The sequence below is a fragment of the Hyalangium sp. genome (genome assembly GCF_045802625.1).
Taxonomy (GTDB): domain Bacteria; phylum Myxococcota; class Myxococcia; order Myxococcales; family Myxococcaceae; genus Hyalangium.
On sequence record NZ_JBJMQP010000127.1, the window covers coordinates 34,598 to 52,004 of the forward strand.

The following is a 17,407-nucleotide window of genomic DNA, read 5'->3' on the forward strand; positions in this document are numbered from 1 at the left end:
AATGGCGAGTGACACAGGGAAGGTTCTCCGGCTGCGCCTGCGCAACCACCTGCCGCTGATGCTGGGGCTGGCGGTGCTGAGCACGGCCCTGTCGGCCGGGTGCTGGTACTTCGGGTGGCTGTGGCTGCCGAACCTGGAGCGCGGCCTGTATGACAGCGCACTCACCACCTTCACCCGCAGGCATGGCCTGTCCCAGGAGCTCATCCTGGTGGCCGTGGATCAGTCGAGCCTCGAAGGGGTGCGCAACAACCCGAGCTATGCGCGCAACTTCGGCACCTATCCGTGGACCCGCAGCCTGTGGGCACGCGTGGTGGAGGAGCTGGCGCACCAGGGCGCACGCGCCGTGCTCTTCGACATGGTGATGGACGAGCGCGACACCGACCCGAGCGTGGACGTCGACTTCGCCCGGGTGCTGCACAGCACCGGCCTGCCCTTCTACCTGGGCGTGGCCTCGCACCCGAGGGCCGCCCCGCTGCCGAAGGTGGAGCCCGTCCATGTGCCCCTGGATCCCAACGCGCCTCGCCCGCCCGAGGAGCCCGCACAGGCCCAGAACCCGCCCTCGGCGACGCCCTCCGGAGGCGCGGAGGAGTTCCAGGAAGTGGAAGAGGATCAGGCTCAGCCTCCCACGGATCCAAAGGAGGCGGCGCTGGCGCTGGCCTTCCCCGTGCGGACGGAGGGGCGGCCTCTGCCCCTGATGGAGTCCGAGTCCGCGCCCGGCCTGCGCGAGCGCATCTACCCGGTGCCTCCAATCGCGGCGCTGTTGAAGGAGGTGGACGGCTTCGGGCTGGTGGAGGTGGAGCCGGATCCGGACGGGCTCATGCGGCGCACCCGCTTCGCGTACACGGACGGCGCCAACGCCTATGTGACGATCCCCGTGGCGCTGGCGGCGGACTTCTTCGGGGCCAAGGAGCTGGTGTTCTCCGGCCGGACGCTGCGGCTGGGCTCGCGCGAGTTCGAGGTGAACGAGGACGGCAGCGCGGAGATCAACTTCGGAGGCACGCTCACCGAGCGCTTCCCCTTCATCCCCGTCATCCAACTGTTGGACAACTGGGCGCTGCGCAAGCAGGGCAAGCCGCCCCTCATCCCTCCGGAGCTGTTCCGGGGCCGGATCGTCGTCGTGGGCGGCACCGCGGTGGGGCTGGGGGACAACAAGTCCACGCCGTTCGCGCCAGCGGTGCCCGGGGTGAACAAGCAGCTCGCGGTGCTGGACAACCTCCTCTCCGGCCGCTTCATCACCCAGGCCCCGCTCTGGGTGAGCCTGCTGTTCGGGCTGGGGCTGGCGCTGCTGTCGGCGGTGCTCCTGATGACGCTGCGGTGGCCGGTGCTGGAGTTCGCGTGGCTGGTGGGGCTCGTGCCCCTCGTCTTCGGAGTGCTGGGCGCCTCGCTGGCGCTGGGCCAGGTGCACCTGCTCACGGCGATGCCCGCCGCGGCGGGGCTGCTCGCCAGCGTGGCGGCGATGGCCTCCAACCACCTCTTCGCCAACCGCGAGGCCGCCTTCATCCGCCAGGCCTTCAGCCGGTACATGGAGCCCAAGCTCATCGAGCAGATGATCGAGGAGAACCAGCTGCCTCGGCTGGACGGCGAGGAGCGGGAGATCACCGCCTTCTTCAGCGACATCCGCGGCTTCTCCACCTTCTCCGAGCGCTTTCAGAAGGATCCGCGCGCACTGGTCCGCGTGCTGAACCAGTACCTGACACGGGTGAGCACGGCGCTGCTGACCGAGGGCGGCTGCCTGGACAAGTACATCGGCGACGCGGTGGTGTGCCTCTTCGGGGCGCCCGTCAAGCACTCGGACCATGCGGTGCGCGCCTGCCGGGGAGCGCTGGTGGCCCAGGCGGAGGTGGAGCGGCTGCGCGCGGAGTTCCGCGAGCAGGGCCTGCCGGACGTGTACACGCGCATCGGCCTCAACAGCGCCAAGCTCTTCGTGGGCAACTTCGGCAGCGAGCAGCTCTTCGACTACACGGCCATGGGCGACGGCATGAACCTGGCCTCGCGGCTGGAGGGCGCCAACAAGGCCTATGGCTCGCTGATCATGATCGGCCCGCGCACGTACGAGCTGGCCCGGGACGCCATCGAGGTGCGCGAGCTGGATCAGGTCCGCGTGGCCGGCAAGAGCGAGGCCGTGACGGTGTACGAGCTGCTGGCGCTCAAGGGCGAGCTGCCAGAGCGCAAGCACGAGACGGTGAAGCGCTACCACGAGGCGCTCGCGCTCTACCGTCAGCGGCGCTTCGTGGAGGCCGCGGCCGTGCTGGAGGCCCGGCTCGCGAAGGATCCGCAGGATGGCCCGACCGCCGCGCTGCTCGCGCGCTGCCGGGACTATGAAGAAGCTCCGCCGCCCAGCACCTGGGACGGGGTGACGAGCCTGGACAAATGAGAGGAATCGAGAACGCCATGCACAAGAGAGCACGACGGCTGGTGACGGTCCTGGCCTGGTGTGCCGCGAGCACCGCCCTGGCGGCCGGAGCGAGCGAGCCCACCCTGTACGTGAAGGCCCGCAACACGCGGCTGATGGCCAGCGCCTCGCCGACGGCGGAGGTGCTGACCATCCTCCAGCCCGGCCAGAAGGTGATCTGGAAGGGCGCGGACTCGAAGAACAAGCAGTGGCACCACGTGGTGGTGGACGGCAAGGAGGGCCTGGTCTTCCAGTCCAACCTCGCCAAGCAGCCGCCCAGCATGGAGCTGGTCGCCAAGGACGGCACGCGCACTTCGGACAACCGGGGCCTGATCAGCTCGGGCGCGGCCATCCGCGGCCTGGCCGATGGCGCCACCCAGTACGGGCGGGAGAAGGGAAAGCAGGTGCCCTCCTTCTCGGACAGCGTCGACCAGATCAAGGAGCTGGAGAAGCTGGCCCGGACCATCACGCCCGAGGAGCTCGCCGCTCACGTGGACAAGGCCCACCTGTTCCCCGTCGTCGGTCCGCAGGCGGACGCCTCGCCAGGGGACAAGCGATGAACGGCTTCGGGAAGCTCTTCATCGCGGGGCTCGGGGCGCTGGCGCTGTCCTGCACCGGGGTGCACGTGCGCGAGCTGTCAGAATTCAAGGGACTCACGGATGCGGCGGACACGCTCTCCTCCTCGAAGGACGATGAGGCCCAGTGCGTGAAGCTCAACGCCCTGCCCTCCGAGGAAGAGGAGTACACGCTGGGCGGCGCCATTGCCCTCAACTGGGTGAGTCGCGGCAACGGGCTGGTGCCACTGAACCAGAACGAGAAGCTGGTCCGCTACATCAACGTCGTGGGCAAGAACCTGGGAGCGCAGTCCTCCCGGCCCTTGCTGACGTGGACGTTCGGCGTCCTCCAGACCGATCAGACCTTCAACGCGCTCTCCGCCCCGGGCGGCTACGTCTTCGTCACCCGGGGGCTCCTCCGGGGCGTGGAGAACGAGGCGCAGCTGGCGGGGGTGCTCGCCCACGAGATCGCCCACGTGACGGGCCGGGATGTCCTCAAGCACTACACCGAGACCAAGGTGGCCGAGTGCAAGCGCGCCGCGGGCGTCAACCGGTTCCGGAAAGCCGGGCAGCAGGCGGGCCTCAACGTCAACCTCAACGGGGCGGAGGCGCTGCTGTCGATCGCCAAGAGCGGCGGGCCGTTCGACCCGAAGCTCTACCCCCAGGTGTTCGCCGGGCTCGCGGACTCCGTCGTGGACACGCTCGTCAACGGGGGCCTGAGCGAGAACGAGGAGTTCGCCGCGGATGCGGAGGCGGTCCGCCTGATGGTCTCCGCGGGCTATGATCCCCAGGAGTACCTCGACTTCCTCGCCAAGCTGCCGGACAACAGCACCGTCTTCTCCCACCACCCTCGCAAGGTGGACCGCCGCAAGAGGCTCGTCACGTTCATCCGGGAGAACCAGAACTCCCAGGGGGGCTTCTCCGAGTTCGCCCCTGGGACCGAGGGGCTGGTGCAGCCTCCGCTCCCGCCCGAGTTCGCCTCCGTGAAGAAGACCGCCGCCCAGGACAGGCCGTAGGAGCCCAGGCAAAGAGAGCTCCCCTCCATTGAGGCATTTCCGCTCGGGAGCTTCGGGCGGTACGCTGCCGCCGCCGTGGGCCCGCCGGCCCGGCCTCAAGGAGGGGGTTGCTTGTCCCAGAAACTGCACCGACGCACCATCCTGCAGTCCATCGTCGCGGTCGCGGCAACGACTGCGTTTGGCTGCAGCAACGAAGAGACGACCGCCAGTCAGGCGGATGCCAGCCGCAAGTTCTTCCCGCAGTCCGTGGCCTCGGGGGAACCACGCCCCGACAGCGTGGTGCTGTGGACGCGCGTGTTCAACGAGGAGCACGCAGGGGAGGACGCCACCCTCTCGCTCGAGGTCTCCCCGGACGACAGCTTCGGCCAGCTCGTGCTGAAGCAGGAGGGGCTGGCCGCGCTGGCCGCGCACGACAACGCCATCAAGGTGAAGGTGACCAACCTCTCGGCGGGCACTACGTACTACTACCGCTTCATCTACCAGCACGACGGCGAGACGTTCATCTCTCCGGTGGGCCGCACGAAGACAGCCGCCGCCGCGGGCGCTGACGTGCCGGTGAAGTTCGTGTTCGCCAGCTGCCAGGACTACGTCGGGCGCTACTACAACGCGTGGAGCCGGCTGCTGCAGCTCGATGAGGACCTGGACTTCATCGTCTTCCTCGGCGACTACATCTACGAGACGACGGGCAACCCGGCCTTCCAGTCCACCAACACCCTGCGCAACATCACCTTCACCGAGCCCGAGAAGGCCCTGGCGCAGAGCAGCGGCGTGTTCCAGTACCAGGCCGCGAGCGCGCTCTCCAACTACCGGGACATCTACAAGGCCATCCGCTCGGATCCCGTCATCCAGCAGCTGCACGAGCGCTACCCCTTCATCGTCATGTGGGATGACCACGAGTTCTCCAACGACTGCTGGGGCGCCAACGCCACGTACGAGGACGGGCGCCACAACGAGTTCGAGCCGGATCGCCGCCGCAACGCCGAGCAGGCGTTCTTCGAGTTCATCCCGATCGATGCCAATCCGGCGGGGGCCGCCGCGGGCGCCATCGACGTGGACAGCGAGCCGAAGTACCCCAACACGCACATCTACCGGGACTTCGAGTTCGGCAAGCACGTGCGGCTCATCGTCACGGACTACCGCACCTACCGGCCGGACCACCTCATCCCCGAGGACGGCTATCCGGGCGCGGTGGTCATGGATGAGCCGACGCTGACGGCGCTCGGCGCGCTGCCGGCCTTCAACTCGGATCTGTTCGCGTACATCAACGTGGACGCGCCGGAGTACGCGCTGCAGAAGGGCACGCTGCGGCAGGCCTATATCGCGCTGGCCATACAGGCGGGGCTGACTTCGGCGGAGGCCACGGCGAAGGCGGACACCTGGGTGAAGGGCAACGTGGCACTGGCCTACGCCAACCAGGTGCTGAGCCAGGTGGGGGCCTCGGCGCTGGTGGTTCCCCCGGCGGGCAAGCCGCACGGCCTGGCTTACCTGCACATGGGCAAGCTGAACCTGTTCGACGTGCGCGGCACGCGCCAGATCGTGGTGCAGGGCCCGTATGATTTGTACTCGGCCTACCACTACCAGATGACGCAGAAGGCCAGCGAGAACGTGTACGGCAACGAGCAGGAGGCCTGGCTCAAGGACAAGCTGAAGAGCGCCAACACCTGGAAGCTGATCGTCAGCTCCGTGTCGTTCTCGACGCTGATCGTCGACTTCAGCAACAAGACGGACATCCCGGATCCCACGCTGCGCCAGCGCTACTACTTCACCACGGACCAGTGGGACGGGTTCCCGACGAAGAAGAAGGAGCTGCTCGCGTACATCAAGGCCAACACGAGCAACCCGCTCATCATCTCCGGCGACATCCACGCGTCGTTCGCGTCGGTGGAGGGGGGCGTCCCGACGGTGACGGCTCCGGCCATCACCTCCGAGTCCATCAAGGAGGAGGCGGCCACGGCGGTGCTCGGCGTGGGCTTCTCGCAGGGCAGCCCTGTCTACCGCTACCTCGTCACCGAGACGGATGCGACGCTGAAGGAGGGCAACCCCCAGCTCGCCTTCCACGACACCGACAGGCACGGCTTCGTGCTGATGGAGGTGAAGGCGGATCAGACGGTGGCGTCCTACCACCTCATCCCTAGCAGCGAGGTGCACAAGGACTACTCGCTGAGGACCACCTCGGAGCTGCAGCGCCAGTTCACGCGTCAGGATCTCCGCGTGCAGAACGGCACCATCACCGCCCTCTGAGGCTTGCTTGCCCGGGAGGCGTGGTCCACGGGCCACGCCTCCCTTACCAGTCCGTGTCAGCGGAGGGCGACCTTCGCGCTCGGGCTGTCCTCCCGGCTGTGCTGGATGCTCACGAGGCTGATCTCGGTCCGCCGGTGGCCGTCCCAGCTCTGGTCGTCCCCCGTTGAGCCGAAGGAGATGCCCGCCATGGCGCGGAACTTCGGGGTGCCCGGGTTGTTGCCCAGCCCCATGCCGCCGAGCGCGAACACCTCCCACCCGTGCGCCATGGCATACCGGGCCCCGGCAAACACCTCCCCGGAGGCGGGTGAGCGGACGAGCGGCAGCGCGCCACGAACCGCGACCTCCCCCCGGAGCCCCGTGTTCGTGGTGGAGAGAGAGGCGCCGAAGCGGAGCTCATCTCCCATCTCATCGCGCACCGCGGTCGCCTGGGGGCTGAGGATGATGTGGGGCTGGAGCAGCAGGCCCACCTCGAGCCCCACGCGCACCCAGCCGAAGGCATCACCCGCCATCAGCTCGGGCGTGAAGCGAAGGCCCTCGTCGCGGGCCAGGGACTGATTGCCGCCCAAGGGCAGGCCGGTGCCCAGATCCAGGGCCAGATCCACCGGGCTCCCCTCGCGCTTCTCCAGCAGGCCCAGCCGGGCGTGGACCCGCGCAGTGGAGAGGCCCGAAGAGGACGGCGAGGAGATGCCCAGGTGGTTCAGGTCCACCGCGTCCTGGCTGGCGATCAGCGGCAGTTGGAGGGCGAACTCCAGGCGATCCGTGGCGGACCAGGCGGCGAGGACCTGGGTGGTGAGCCAGCTTTTGATCACCCCGGAGCGGCCGGCCTCGCCGCGGGAGAACGTCAGCGGAGCCTGCTCGGGGTACTCGAGCACCGAGAGGCGGAGCGTGCCGGCTGAGGGCACCTCTCCCGTGCCCACCAGCAGTGAGCCGGCGCCGCTCGGGTTGAGCTCCATCCGCTCGAGCTGGAAGCTCGGGATGGGGGCCGGACTCTGGGCCAGCGCTGGCGAGGTGGTGAGGAGAGTGGCGGCCAGGGTTGCCATGACATGACGCAGCTTCATGGGTGCCTCCAACGAAAGAGCGGCGGGAGCGCTCCGTTCATGCAGGCACTCTGCGCGTGTCGAGGCTTCGTCACAGTGAGGAGCTTCACGCGATTCCTGTGAAGCACTTCACCCGGTGGCCTGAGTGGCTCTGGCCCGCAAAAGCGAGGGCCACGCACTTTGGTGGAGTGCGTGGCCCTCGTGTGGCGCGAGGCTGCAGGCCTTACTGCTTCCGCGCCCCCCCGGGCGCGATCACCAGCAAGAGCAGGCCCATCACCGAAGTGCCTGTGCCGGAGATCGTGCAACCCGCGCCACCCCCCTGAAAGGAACTGTCCCAATGGGAATCAGGCTGGGTCCCACCACTGCGGGTACCACCGCCACCACCGGCATCCCCCCCGATGCCGGTGGTGGCGCCCCCCCTCATCCTCGCCATGGCCATGACCGCGGCCCTTGCAGGGCCAGAGGTATCCAGCTGCGCGGCAGCGGCAGGCGCCTTGAACAGCGCGGCAGCCAGGCACAGTCTGATGAGCAACTGCTTCACGCGAGGCCTCCAGAAACCCTGGCGGGCGGAACCCGCCGTCAATGGAGGCACTCTGCGCTTCTCGCGCCCGCGGCACAGTGAGGCGGTTCACCTCGAACTTGTGAAGCGCTTCACACGCTCGCGGGCGGGAGCCGTCAGCGAACGGTGGCCTGGCTGAGCGCGCGGTGCACCGCCTCGAGCGCCTTGCGCGCCTCGAGCAGCTCCGCACGCTCGGCGGTCAGCGCCGCCACCTGCTGGGCCAGCACATCCCGCTCGCCCTGAAGCGTGTCCACCGCGCGCTGCAGCGAGGCCGCCTCGTCCTTGGCGCCCTCCAGCTCCGTGGCGAGCCGCTCCTCCTCCGAGAGGCTGTCCGCCAGCGCCTTCTTGCCCTGATCCACCTCCTGCTCCAGCTCCGCGCGCTCGGTGGCGGCCGCCTGCAGCGCCTGGCGCGACTCCTGGAGTGACAAGAGCGCCTCGTCCCGCTCGCCCTCCAGCGCCGCCAGCTCGCGCTCCAGGTCGCCCAGGAGCTTCACCCGGCCCTCCATCTCCGAGGCCAGCCGGCGCGCCTCGTCCATCCGCAGGCGCGCCTCCTCCGTGGCCTTCTCGGCCTGGCGCCGCGCGGCCTCCAGCTCCTGCGTCAGCGACAGGTTGAGCGTCTTCACCCGGTTCAGCTCGGTCTGAAGCGCGTTGATGCGCTCCACCGCGCGCATGCCCGCCTCCGACACGGAAGCTGGCAACGGCTCGGGGCGCGGGTTCTCGCGCACGGCCTTGAGGCGCTCCTTGAGGCGCTCGCGGCGGGACTGCGGATCCATCTCCTCCCGCGGCATGGGCGGCGTCTGCACTTCCACCTCCGCTGGCGGAGCATTCCCATGGGCCACGGGCGTCACCATCGCGGCCGGCGCGACGGCCTGGGCCACGGGAGCCACCACCGCGGCCGGCGCGGACACCTCGGCAGGCGGCGCGACGAACGTGGCGGCCACCACGGGCTCGGGCTCCGCGGGAGTCACTCGCGGGGCCGCCGCCTCGGGAGCCGCACCGAACACCTCATGGTGCACAGCGGCCATCGCCTTCGCCTCTCCGTGCGACAGGGGCGAGCGCAGGGCGGCAGCCACGGCCTCGGAGGCAGTGGGACGGGGCACGCGGGAGCGTTCGATCCGGGCCCGCACCTCGGCGGAGAGATCTGCGGGGGCCAGCGCGGGGGCCTCGGCCACGGCAGCGGGCTCGGCGGGGGACTCCGCGGACTCGGCGCCGCCGGCGGCCTCGGGGGTCTCCAGGAGACCCGTCAGCGCACCGAGGCGAACTCGCGGCTTGGCGCGGGACACGTTCTGTTCGAAGGCTTTCTTCATGGGCGGAGGAGGTGCGGGAGAGGAAGAGAGGAAGGAATTCAGCCGGCCTTCGTGGCCTTGCCGCCGCTCTTGGGCGCGGTGGCGGCCATCTGCGGCAGGACGTGGTTGATCATCGCCTGGATGTCGACGGCACCCTTGCAAGTGGGGTCCGCGACGAACACGGGGCGGCCCTCGCTGGAGGACAGGGCGAACTTGGTGCACTGGCGGATGATGGTGGGCAGCAGGTACTCGGGATAGTGCGTCTGCAGCGCGTCGAGCGCCTCCTTCGCCAGCTTGAAGGTGGCGTTGAAGGAGTTCACCACGATGAACACGTGATCCAGCACGTGCTGCAGGTCATCCTCCAGGCTCTGCACCGTCTCGAAGAGCAGCTTCAGGCCGTGGAAGGACAGGAAGTCGGCAAGCACCGGGACGAACAAGTCACTGGCCGCCATGAGCGCGTTCAGGTTGAGCAGGCCGAACGAGGGAGGCGCGTCGAAGACGATGACGTCGTACTGGGCCTCCACTTCCTTGAGCGCGTTGCGCAGCTTGAACTCGCGGCCGGCCATGGGCATGAGCGCCAGGTCCACCGTGGACATGCTCAGGTTGGAGGGCACGAAGTCCAGGTTCGGCAGGGTGGACTTCTGGATGACCTGGGCCAGGGGCGTCTTGCGCACCAGCACGTCCTGGAGCGTCTTCGGAAAGTCCTCGCCCTCGTAGCCCAGGCACTTGGTGGCATGGCCCTGGCTGTCCAGGTCCACCAGGAGCACCGCGTAGCCCAGCTCCGCCAGCCGCCACGCGTACGAGGTGGACAGCGAGGTCTTCCCGGTGCCGCCCTTGAAGTTGAGGAAGAGCTGGCGGCGGTGGCTGATGACGGTGGGGTACTTCTGCAGCGTGGCGCGCAGCTCCCACAAGTCGTCCGGGGTGTACGCGTCCTTCTTGAGGGCCTCGGAGAGCTCCCTGGGAGACACGCCGAGCATCTCGGCTACCTGCTTGGCGGTGTAGGTTGGAGCTTCCATCGAGAACCCTTACGTTGAACCAGCGGAGCGCGGCCTGGCCTCATGCCGCGAAATATTTGTGCCCCCGCCGTACCACAGCCCCGCGGGCAAGTAGGAGGGTCAGGGCCTCCTGGGCCAGCTCTACCGGAGTGGAGAGCACGGCCGTCAATTCTCCCAGCGAGCGGCCCCGGATGGCCGCGCGGATGTCCTGTATGAATGAAGCACAGAGCGTCTCCACCGGCGACGGGCCGGGACGAGCCGCCGGGGCGCTCGGCTCGGGCGCGGGCGAAGACGCGGGCGCCGGCCGGGAGCCCATGACCGCCAGGGCCACGCGGGCAGAGCCGGAGCGCTCGGGAGCGGAGGCCGGCACGGAGCGCGCGAGCGTGGCGGGCGTGGCCGGAGCAGCCGGTGCAGGCGAGGCGCTCGAAGCCACGGGAGCGGCGGGCGCAGGCACCGGAGCCGTGGCCTTCGCGGACACCGCTGGAGCCGGCGTGCGAGCCGCGGTGGAAACCTCGGGAGCAGGCTCGGCGGGAGCACGGCGAGGCGCGGGCGGCACCCCGAGCGAGGCGCGCACGGGATGCGAGGGCAACGTGGCGAGCCGGCGGACCTCTCGCCTGCGCTGCGGCTCATCCAGCCCCACCACCGCCGAGACATCATGACCGAAGATGCGCGAGAGGCTCTGCGCGGCGGCCTTGCGCACGCGGTACTCGGAGTCCAGGAGCGCATCGAGCAACAGCTTCCGAGCGTCCTCGCCATTGGCGGCGCCCAGCGCGAGCGCCGCGAGGCTGCGCACCTCTGGATCCGTGTCGTGGATGGCCTCTTCGCCGAGCCGCCGCGCCGCATCGCCCTCCAGCCCCAGCGCCAGCAACGAGGCCCGGCGGCGAACGGCGCGGTCTGGATCCTTCATCGCCTGGGCGAGGTGAGGCGCGGCATCGTCCGGCGCCAGCGTGAGCAGCGCCTTCAGCGCGGAGATGCGAACCTCCGCCACGGGCGAGTCCAGCAGCGGCGAGACGACGGACGCGCCCTGCTCCCGGCACAGCCCGGCGAAGGCCTGGATGAGCGCGACCTGGACGGCGGGATCCCTCTCCGCGTGCAGCGCGGTGGCCAGGGCGGGCGCGGCGGCGGGCTGGGCCAGGGCCTTGAGGCGCTCGGCGGCGCGGATGCGCGCGGAGGGATCCGCGGCGGACAGCTCTCTCACGGAGAAGCCGAACAGTGTCTCATCCGCGCTGCCCGCGGGGCCCACGTGCCCGGACAGCTCCGCGAGCTGCTGAGGACTCACCCCGAGCCGGCCCTCGCTGTACAGCCGCTGCGCCTGCTGCACCACGGGCGACGCCGCCACCACCGAGGCCACCTTGGGCGCCACCGCCACCGCCAGCGCGAACCCAGGCGAGCCCATGGGGAGCAGCGGCTCGTCCGCGTCCGGCACAGGCGGAGCAGGCCGCTCCAGCGTCTGCTTCGAGGCCACCGGCGCGGGAGTGCCCCGAGCAGCCTCCGGCCGGTTCATCACCTCGCTGCGCAGCTGAGAGATGAACGACGCCAGATCAATGCCAATGTCATCGTCCTCGCCACCCCGAGCCTGATCGGAGGTGCGGATGCGCGAGGCATCGAGCAGCTTGCCCATGAGCTGGGTGCGCTCGTCTCGCAGCGCCTGGTTCACACGGGACACCTCGTCGCGCTCGAGCTGGGCGCGGTTGAAGCGCACCTCCAGCTCCGCCAGCTGGCGCCTGAGGACGATCTCCCGCTGCCCCGTCTCGGCCAGCTCGCGCTTGAGCCGCTCGCCGTCCTGCCGGGCCGCCTCCAGCTCATGGTGGAGCTGATCCGCACGGGCCTCGAAGTAGACGATCTTTTCGAGTGCGCTCTTGAGCAGCGCGTCCGGACGCTCGTCACTCACGACCTGAACAGCCCTCCACCGTCAAGGTGCTGGGTGCCCCCGGTTGGAGCGCCCTCCAACGGACACCCAACCACCTGGGGCATCGGGAGGCCGACCTTATGTCAGACCCGCATGGCAGGTAAACCCCCGAAATAGCTGGGGCTTTTTCCTGATCGGACCCCAAGCCCATTGACAACGCCGCGCAGGCCGATTTTTCGGCCTCGGACGCGAATGGCCGCGGTGTGTCCACGAGCGTGCGCTGGGGCCTCCGGCCGGGGGCCAGGCCAGGAAACGGGAGCGCTCGCGGGCCAGAGCCAGCCCCTCGCGACGCATCACGGCATGCCCCCGCGCAGGTCCTCCCTGGAGCGGTGGCGCCAGCCCGGGAATCCACCGTGCGGGGACGTCCCGCGCCCAGGCCCCGTCGCGGCCCTCGTGCGGAGCCGTGCCTCCTCGGCCTCCCTGGTGGAGCGGATCATTTCGCGCAATGCACCGTGGCGCTCGCCACACCGCCTGGCCGTCCCACTGGGCAGGGTTGATCAGCGGGAACCCGGGCCACAACTTCCCCTGCGAAAAGTGGCTCCGGAGCCGGAAAATCGGCCCTGGAACGATTTCGTGTCGGAATGCGTTTGATCCGGCACAAGGTTGATCCGGAGCCGGAAAATCGGCCTCGGAACACGTTTCCAACGCCACGGGTTGATCACTCCGCGGGCGCTCCGGAGCCGAGAAATCGGCCTCGGCGCTTGTTCACGACGGCACAGGTTGAACTGTGCACGGTGCTTCATCGGGACGGCACGGGTGTGCCCGTCCGATGTGCGCGGAAGGTCTCCCCAGGGCAGCTACGAGGATCCTGGGATGTCAGACGCCCTCCGTAATGTCCCTCTTACGCCGTCACTCACTTCGAGCGACGACTCCCTCGACGACGCGTGTCGCGGCAGCGAGGGTTCACGCCCTTCTTCACAGGTGTCAGCAGCCATGGAACAGAAGCTGGCAGGCATCATTGGAGCGTCCGTGCGTACAGCACGCCAACGCTTGGATCTCACCCAGGCCGACGTCGCTGAGCGCGTCGGCATCGCCACGGAGGTGTACGGACGGCTCGAGCGCGGCCACATGCTGCCCAGCGTGAAGACGTTGCGGCGCCTGTGCCTGGTGCTCAACTGCTCGTCGGATGTGTTGCTCGGCGTCACCTCGGCGGAGAAGCCGGTGGCGGTGGCCGAGGATCCTCCCGAGTATGGCGAGCGTCCCGAGGTGCGGCGCGTGCTGCGCACCCTGCGGCGGCTCGAGCCCGCTCAGCTCCGGCTGATCAGCCAGGTGGCCGGCGCCATCCACCGCTGAGCCGCCGCTCCCGCCCGTGGAAGCGGGCGGAGTGGGGCAGACGGGCGAAGGCGAGCGCTTCTCCCATGCGCGCGGTATTTCGCGTTTTCGCAACTGCTTGGCGCGTGGTTAGAAGCGACTCGGGGCGTTGGGGGCGTACATCGTCACCCTCATGCGCCCCCCCCGCACGACGTCCCCCATGTTGGACCTGCCGAGCCTCGCGGTGCACGCGCTGTGGTGGGTCTGGTTCCCTTCCTTCATGGTGAGCTGGAGCCACCTCACCTGGGCAGGCCGGGGGGGGATGCTGGTGGCGGGCTGGGCGGTGCTGTTCTGGAACTACGCCGTCCTGCACAACCACATGCACGTGCCCATCGCGAAGCCGCCGGTGCTTCGGTGGGTGGTGTCGCGGACACTGGGGCTGGCGTGTGGCTTCCCCTACCGGGGCTACTACCTGTTCCATTTCAACCACCACAAGTACAACGACGGGCCCGGCGACTGGGGGCTGCGGCTGCCCGGCGAGAGCGTGCCGCACTATCTGCTGCGCAACACGCTGGGGCAGTGGTTCTGGCCGTGGGAGCGGGTGGCCCACGTGTGGCGTGCAGCGAAGACGCGCGCCCAGCGCCTGGAGCTGGTGCTGGACTTCGTCGTGGTGGACGCCACGCTCCTGGGGCTCCTCTTCTGGGAGCCGGCCCTGGGCCTGTCCTTCTTCGGCCTGCTGCTGGTGGGCCAGCTCGCCATCTTCTGGCTGAACCTGGCCGCGCACCTCGAGTCGGATGCCAGCCGCCGGGACTCGCTGGCCGTCACCTCCACCTCGCGGTTCTATAACTTCTTCTTCTTCAACGCGGGGCACCATCAGGCCCACCACTTCTGGCCCCAGGTGCCGTGGCAGGAGCTGCCGGCGGCCACCCGGGAGCTGGCGGCGTCGGCCCGCGTTCGTCCAACACTGCAAACCTCGCTCTCGCCGATCAATCCATTTTGGGTGACACGGGTGATCCAGCGCTATTCTGCCGAGCCGTGCGATCGGCAGACGGAGTCGACGATTACCTCCGGGACCCCATCGGCCGTTACCTAGTCGGGGACGGGTTCCTGCACTGGTACGCCGAGGCGGACCTGTGCGGCTTCATCGCGTGGCAGCGCCCGGACGAGCCCTTCATCCGCCGCCTCATCCAGGTGCTGGACGTGGAGCGGACGCCGCATGCGCCCCACCGCTCGCTGGTGGACTTGCGCCGGCTGGAGTCGCCAGACCCTTCGGCCTTCGGCCTGTTCGTCAACTACATGCGCCAGCGCGAGGAGGACTTCGCCCAGTCGGTGCAGCGCCAGGCGCTGGTGCGGCCCGAGGGCATCATCGGCGCGGTGGTGGGTGGCTTCTACAGCCTGCTGAGCCCGCGCTACCCGAGCAAGGTGTTCACCGAGTCGTCCGAGGCGATGATGTGGCTGGGCGTGCATGAGGGGCGGGCGGCCGCGCTTCAGGCCGAGCTGAACCAACTGGTGATGGAGGCCACGGGCCAGTCTCCGCTGCTGCTGCAGTTGCACCGCGTGCTGCGCACCCGGCTGCTGGAGGCGAGCCTGGCGGAGACGGCTCGGGAGATGGGCATGTCCGAGCGCACGCTCCAGCGGCGGCTGAAGGAGGCCGGCACCTCCTTCCAGTCGGAGCTGAACGCGGTGCAGGTGCGCACCGCGCAGCAGCTCCTGCTGGAGACGGACATGAAGCTGACGGCCGTCGCGGTGGAGGTGGGCTGCGCCTCGCTGCAGCACTTCAGCAGCCTGTTCCGCAAGCTGGTGGGCGAGTCCCCCAGCACCTGGCGTGACTTGCAGCGCAAGGCGCCGCCCTCGGGCACGGCCCCCGCCTCGCAGGCGCGTCCCTCGAGCGAGTAGCTCTACGCCGCGAGGGCCTTCTTCGCGGCCGGGCGCTCCGTGAGCCGGCCCACGTAGGCCAGCAGCCCGGGGAAGTCGGCGAGCAGCCCGAAGCGGTTGGCGAACACGAGCACGCCGCCCATCACCACGTCCGCCGCGGTGAACGCGTTGCCGACGAGGTACTCCCGGCCCTTCAGGCGAGCGTCAATGGCGGCGGCCACGGCCTTGAAGCGCTGGGTGGCCTTCTCGAGGGCGGCCGCAGAGCGCTCGGCCTCCGGGAGGAACCGGGTGTGCTGGAGGATGGCGACGATGGGCTGCTCCGCCTCGACCATGGCGAAGAGGATCCACTGGTAGTACTCGCCGCGCTCGTGCGTCCCCGGCGCCGGGGCCAGCTTCTTCTCCGGGTGCTTGTCCGCCAGGTGCATCACGATGGCGGCGGACTCGAACAGGGACTTGCCGTTGTCCTCGACGGCCGGCAGCGAGCCCATGGGGTGCAGCTTCATGTACTCGGGCTTCTTGTGGTCACCCTTGTTGAAGTCCATGGGCACCAGCTCGTGGGGCGTGCCGAGCTCCTCCAGCATCCAACGGACACGGGTCGCACGGCTCTGGGGGTTGAAATAAAGCTTCATGTGGATCTCCAGGGTCAGCGGCGCAGGCGCCGCGAGTGGCCCAGACGGATGCCGTCGGGCCCCCTCTTCTTCGCCGTTCTCGCGCTCGCAGGCAATATGGGATCCGGGCACACCTGCCGCAGCCGGCAGCCCCGGCACTCCGCCCCGCTCCACACCGCCTCGTACAGCGCCGTGACACGATCAATCACGTCGAAGTCCTCGGTGACGAAGCCCAGCTCGAAGTTGCGCATGTCCTCGCCCTTGGCGCCCAGGCCCGCGCCCGTGAGGTTGGCGCTGCCCAGGTACGCCCACGCCCCGTCCACCACCACCGCCTTGAAGTGCACCCGCGGGCACACCTTTAGATCCAACCCGCCCTTCACCAGCCGCTCGCTCGCGTCGAAGGCCTCGCGGAACGGCCGGCTGGGCAGCTCCGCGTGCAACAGCCGCAGCGCCACACCGCGAGCGGCCAGCGCGTCAAACACCTCCAGCACCGGCACGTAGCTGCCGCCCTGCTCCACGAACATCGCCTTCACGTTCGCCGTGGCGATCCACACCGACTCGCGCGCGTGCGCCAGCTTGCTCAGCACTACCTCGCGGTACAGCGCCCGGCCCTGGAGCAGCTCCGCCTGGAGGGTTCTCATCATGAGCCTACACTAGCGCACATTTACTCCACACCGCGAATCCCAGTGTGCCCACGCATCGTTCATGCGGCGACAGAGTCCAATCCCGAGGTGCTCGCCGGGGCTGCTTGCGCAGGCACAATGTCATGGTCGAGGTCCCTGGATTCGTACCGGGGATCGTGCTCGGGGGCGGGAGCAAGCTCAACCATGCAAGCGCTCTACTTATATGGCGCGGGAGGCCATGCGGCGGTCGTCGCGGATCTGGTCCGCGCCGTGGGCCAGTACGAGCTCATCGGGTTGATTGACGACAACCCGCTGCTGGCCGGCCAGGAGCGCTTCGGGCACCGGGTCCTGGGAGATCGCCAGGCGCTCTCGCCCCAGAAGGCGGACCAGCTCGTGCTGGCCGTGGGCGACAACCATGCGCGCCTGCGCCTCAGCTCCGAGCTCACGGGCTGGCGCTTCCCCACGCTGATCCATCCGTCCGCGGTGATTGGCAGTGACGTCTCCATTGGAGCCGGCACCGTCGTCATGCCGGGCGCCATCATCGAGTACGGCGTCACCATCGGCGAGCACTGCATCATCAACAACGGCGCGGTGATTGGGCATCAGAGCCACATCGGTGGCTTCTGCCATGTGAGCGGCAACAGCGCGCTGGGGGGCAGAGTGACGCTGGAGCGCTGTGTGTTCGTGGGCATGGGCGCTGTGGTGACACCGGGTGTCACGGTGGCGAAGAACTGTCTGCTGACGGCGGGCTCCATGACGTCGAAGGATGTGGCGGAGGGAGCCACTGTCCTTGGCAATCCCGGGCGCCCGTTCTTCAATCGCCGCGAGATGGAGTGAGCGTCAATTACCCCCTTCCATCGGTGGGAACCGACGAGGATGCGTCTTGAGACAGGTCCGGTGGGGACCCACCAGTGGGCACTGCCCTTTCCAGCGGAGGATCCGCAGTTGGGTCCAACAGTTGGTACCAACTGATGGTGCTCACGGGCCTACTGGGACCTGATTTCTTCGAGCAAAATCCAGCGGTTAACCCTCCTGTTCCAGGCCATGCCCAACTGTTGGCT

At 69.0% G+C, this 17,407-nt stretch carries 14 protein-coding genes; 8 read left to right on the top strand and 6 right to left on the bottom strand.

Going from position 1 to position 17,407, the window contains the following annotated elements; genetic code table 11:
* Position 1 precedes the first annotated feature (1 nt).
* The 4 genes from ACJ8AT_RS23995 (at position 2) to ACJ8AT_RS24010 (ending at position 6,203) form a co-directional block, all read left to right on the top strand.
* The gene (locus tag ACJ8AT_RS23995; protein ID WP_407740160.1) at positions 2 to 2,374 is read left to right on the top strand and encodes a CHASE2 domain-containing protein; all 2,373 of its coding nucleotides are present in this window, start codon (positions 2 to 4) and stop codon (positions 2,372 to 2,374) included.
* A 17-nt stretch (positions 2,375 to 2,391) separates the two neighbouring features.
* On the top strand, positions 2,392 to 2,952 hold the full coding sequence (locus tag ACJ8AT_RS24000; protein WP_407740161.1) for an SH3 domain-containing protein: 561 nt from the start codon (positions 2,392 to 2,394) through the stop codon (positions 2,950 to 2,952).
* Positions 2,949 to 3,962, top strand: coding sequence for a M48 family metalloprotease (locus tag ACJ8AT_RS24005; RefSeq protein WP_407740162.1), 1,014 nt, complete (start codon positions 2,949 to 2,951; stop codon positions 3,960 to 3,962). The genes ACJ8AT_RS24000 and ACJ8AT_RS24005 overlap by 4 nt, the downstream gene beginning before the upstream one ends.
* A gap of 111 nt (positions 3,963 to 4,073) precedes the next feature.
* Positions 4,074 to 6,203 (top strand): alkaline phosphatase D family protein, encoded by a 2,130-nt coding sequence (locus ACJ8AT_RS24010; RefSeq protein ID WP_407740163.1) that lies wholly within the window; start codon positions 4,074 to 4,076, stop codon positions 6,201 to 6,203.
* Between the two features lie 56 nt (positions 6,204 to 6,259).
* Here ACJ8AT_RS24010 and ACJ8AT_RS24015 read toward each other — a convergent pair whose 3' ends face one another.
* The 4 genes from ACJ8AT_RS24015 to ACJ8AT_RS24030 all read right to left on the bottom strand — a co-directional run bounded on the left by ACJ8AT_RS24015 (position 6,260) and on the right by ACJ8AT_RS24030 (position 11,971).
* Complete coding sequence (locus tag ACJ8AT_RS24015; protein WP_407740164.1) at positions 6,260 to 7,261, bottom strand: hypothetical protein; 1,002 nt, start codon at positions 7,259 to 7,261, stop codon at positions 6,260 to 6,262.
* A 654-nt stretch (positions 7,262 to 7,915) separates the two neighbouring features.
* Positions 7,916 to 9,106: an extensin-like protein gene (locus ACJ8AT_RS24020; RefSeq protein ID WP_407740165.1), complete on the bottom strand. Its 1,191-nt coding sequence runs from the start codon at positions 9,104 to 9,106 to the stop codon at positions 7,916 to 7,918.
* Between the two features lie 38 nt (positions 9,107 to 9,144).
* Positions 9,145 to 10,101: a ParA family protein gene (locus ACJ8AT_RS24025; protein WP_407740166.1), complete on the bottom strand. Its 957-nt coding sequence runs from the start codon at positions 10,099 to 10,101 to the stop codon at positions 9,145 to 9,147.
* A gap of 40 nt (positions 10,102 to 10,141) precedes the next feature.
* The gene (locus ACJ8AT_RS24030; RefSeq protein WP_407740167.1) at positions 10,142 to 11,971 is read right to left on the bottom strand and encodes a HEAT repeat domain-containing protein; all 1,830 of its coding nucleotides are present in this window, start codon (positions 11,969 to 11,971) and stop codon (positions 10,142 to 10,144) included.
* A 951-nt stretch (positions 11,972 to 12,922) separates the two neighbouring features.
* Between ACJ8AT_RS24030 and ACJ8AT_RS24035 the strand changes: the two genes are divergently transcribed.
* From ACJ8AT_RS24035 to ACJ8AT_RS24045, 3 genes are all read left to right on the top strand, one after another.
* Positions 12,923 to 13,282, top strand: a complete 360-nt coding sequence (locus ACJ8AT_RS24035; protein WP_407740168.1) for a helix-turn-helix domain-containing protein — start codon at positions 12,923 to 12,925, stop codon at positions 13,280 to 13,282.
* A 151-nt stretch (positions 13,283 to 13,433) separates the two neighbouring features.
* Positions 13,434 to 14,333 (top strand): fatty acid desaturase family protein, encoded by a 900-nt coding sequence (locus ACJ8AT_RS24040; protein WP_407740169.1) that lies wholly within the window; start codon positions 13,434 to 13,436, stop codon positions 14,331 to 14,333.
* An 80-nt stretch (positions 14,334 to 14,413) separates the two neighbouring features.
* The gene (locus ACJ8AT_RS24045) at positions 14,414 to 15,136 is read left to right on the top strand and encodes a helix-turn-helix transcriptional regulator (RefSeq protein ID WP_407740187.1); all 723 of its coding nucleotides are present in this window, start codon (positions 14,414 to 14,416) and stop codon (positions 15,134 to 15,136) included.
* A gap of 2 nt (positions 15,137 to 15,138) precedes the next feature.
* On the opposite strand, the gene ACJ8AT_RS24050 is transcribed toward ACJ8AT_RS24045, so the two are convergent.
* Together ACJ8AT_RS24050 and ACJ8AT_RS24055 are read right to left on the bottom strand one after the other, a co-directional pair.
* A complete protein-coding gene (locus ACJ8AT_RS24050) occupies positions 15,139 to 15,744 on the bottom strand; it encodes a glutathione S-transferase family protein (protein WP_407740170.1) in 606 nt (201 codons plus the stop codon).
* A 14-nt stretch (positions 15,745 to 15,758) separates the two neighbouring features.
* Positions 15,759 to 16,364: a phospholipase D-like domain-containing protein gene (locus ACJ8AT_RS24055; protein WP_407740188.1), complete on the bottom strand. Its 606-nt coding sequence runs from the start codon at positions 16,362 to 16,364 to the stop codon at positions 15,759 to 15,761.
* Positions 16,365 to 16,550: 186 nt separating this feature from the next.
* Between ACJ8AT_RS24055 and ACJ8AT_RS24060 the strand changes: the two genes are divergently transcribed.
* Complete coding sequence (locus tag ACJ8AT_RS24060) at positions 16,551 to 17,183, top strand: acetyltransferase (RefSeq protein ID WP_407740171.1); 633 nt, start codon at positions 16,551 to 16,553, stop codon at positions 17,181 to 17,183.
* Positions 17,184 to 17,407 lie beyond the last annotated feature (224 nt).

Bases quoted from the DNA above. Each gene is read 5' to 3' on its own strand.
- ACJ8AT_RS23995 (WP_407740160.1), top strand. From the start codon at position 2: ATGGCGAGTGACACAGGGAAGGTTCTCCGGCTGCGCCTGCGCAACCAC.
- ACJ8AT_RS24000 (WP_407740161.1), top strand. From the start codon at position 2,392: ATGCACAAGAGAGCACGACGGCTGGTGACGGTCCTGGCCTGGTGTGCC.
- ACJ8AT_RS24005 (WP_407740162.1), top strand. From the start codon at position 2,949: ATGAACGGCTTCGGGAAGCTCTTCATCGCGGGGCTCGGGGCGCTGGCG.
- ACJ8AT_RS24015 (WP_407740164.1), bottom strand. From the start codon at position 7,261: ATGAAGCTGCGTCATGTCATGGCAACCCTGGCCGCCACTCTCCTCACC.
- ACJ8AT_RS24020 (WP_407740165.1), bottom strand. From the start codon at position 9,106: ATGAAGAAAGCCTTCGAACAGAACGTGTCCCGCGCCAAGCCGCGAGTT.
- ACJ8AT_RS24025 (WP_407740166.1), bottom strand. From the start codon at position 10,101: ATGGAAGCTCCAACCTACACCGCCAAGCAGGTAGCCGAGATGCTCGGC.
- ACJ8AT_RS24035 (WP_407740168.1), top strand. From the start codon at position 12,923: ATGGAACAGAAGCTGGCAGGCATCATTGGAGCGTCCGTGCGTACAGCA.
- ACJ8AT_RS24040 (WP_407740169.1), top strand. From the start codon at position 13,434: ATGCGCCCCCCCCGCACGACGTCCCCCATGTTGGACCTGCCGAGCCTC.
- ACJ8AT_RS24050 (WP_407740170.1), bottom strand. From the start codon at position 15,744: ATGAAGCTTTATTTCAACCCCCAGAGCCGTGCGACCCGTGTCCGTTGG.
- ACJ8AT_RS24055 (WP_407740188.1), bottom strand. From the start codon at position 16,364: ATGAGAACCCTCCAGGCGGAGCTGCTCCAGGGCCGGGCGCTGTACCGC.
- ACJ8AT_RS24060 (WP_407740171.1), top strand. From the start codon at position 16,551: ATGCAAGCGCTCTACTTATATGGCGCGGGAGGCCATGCGGCGGTCGTC.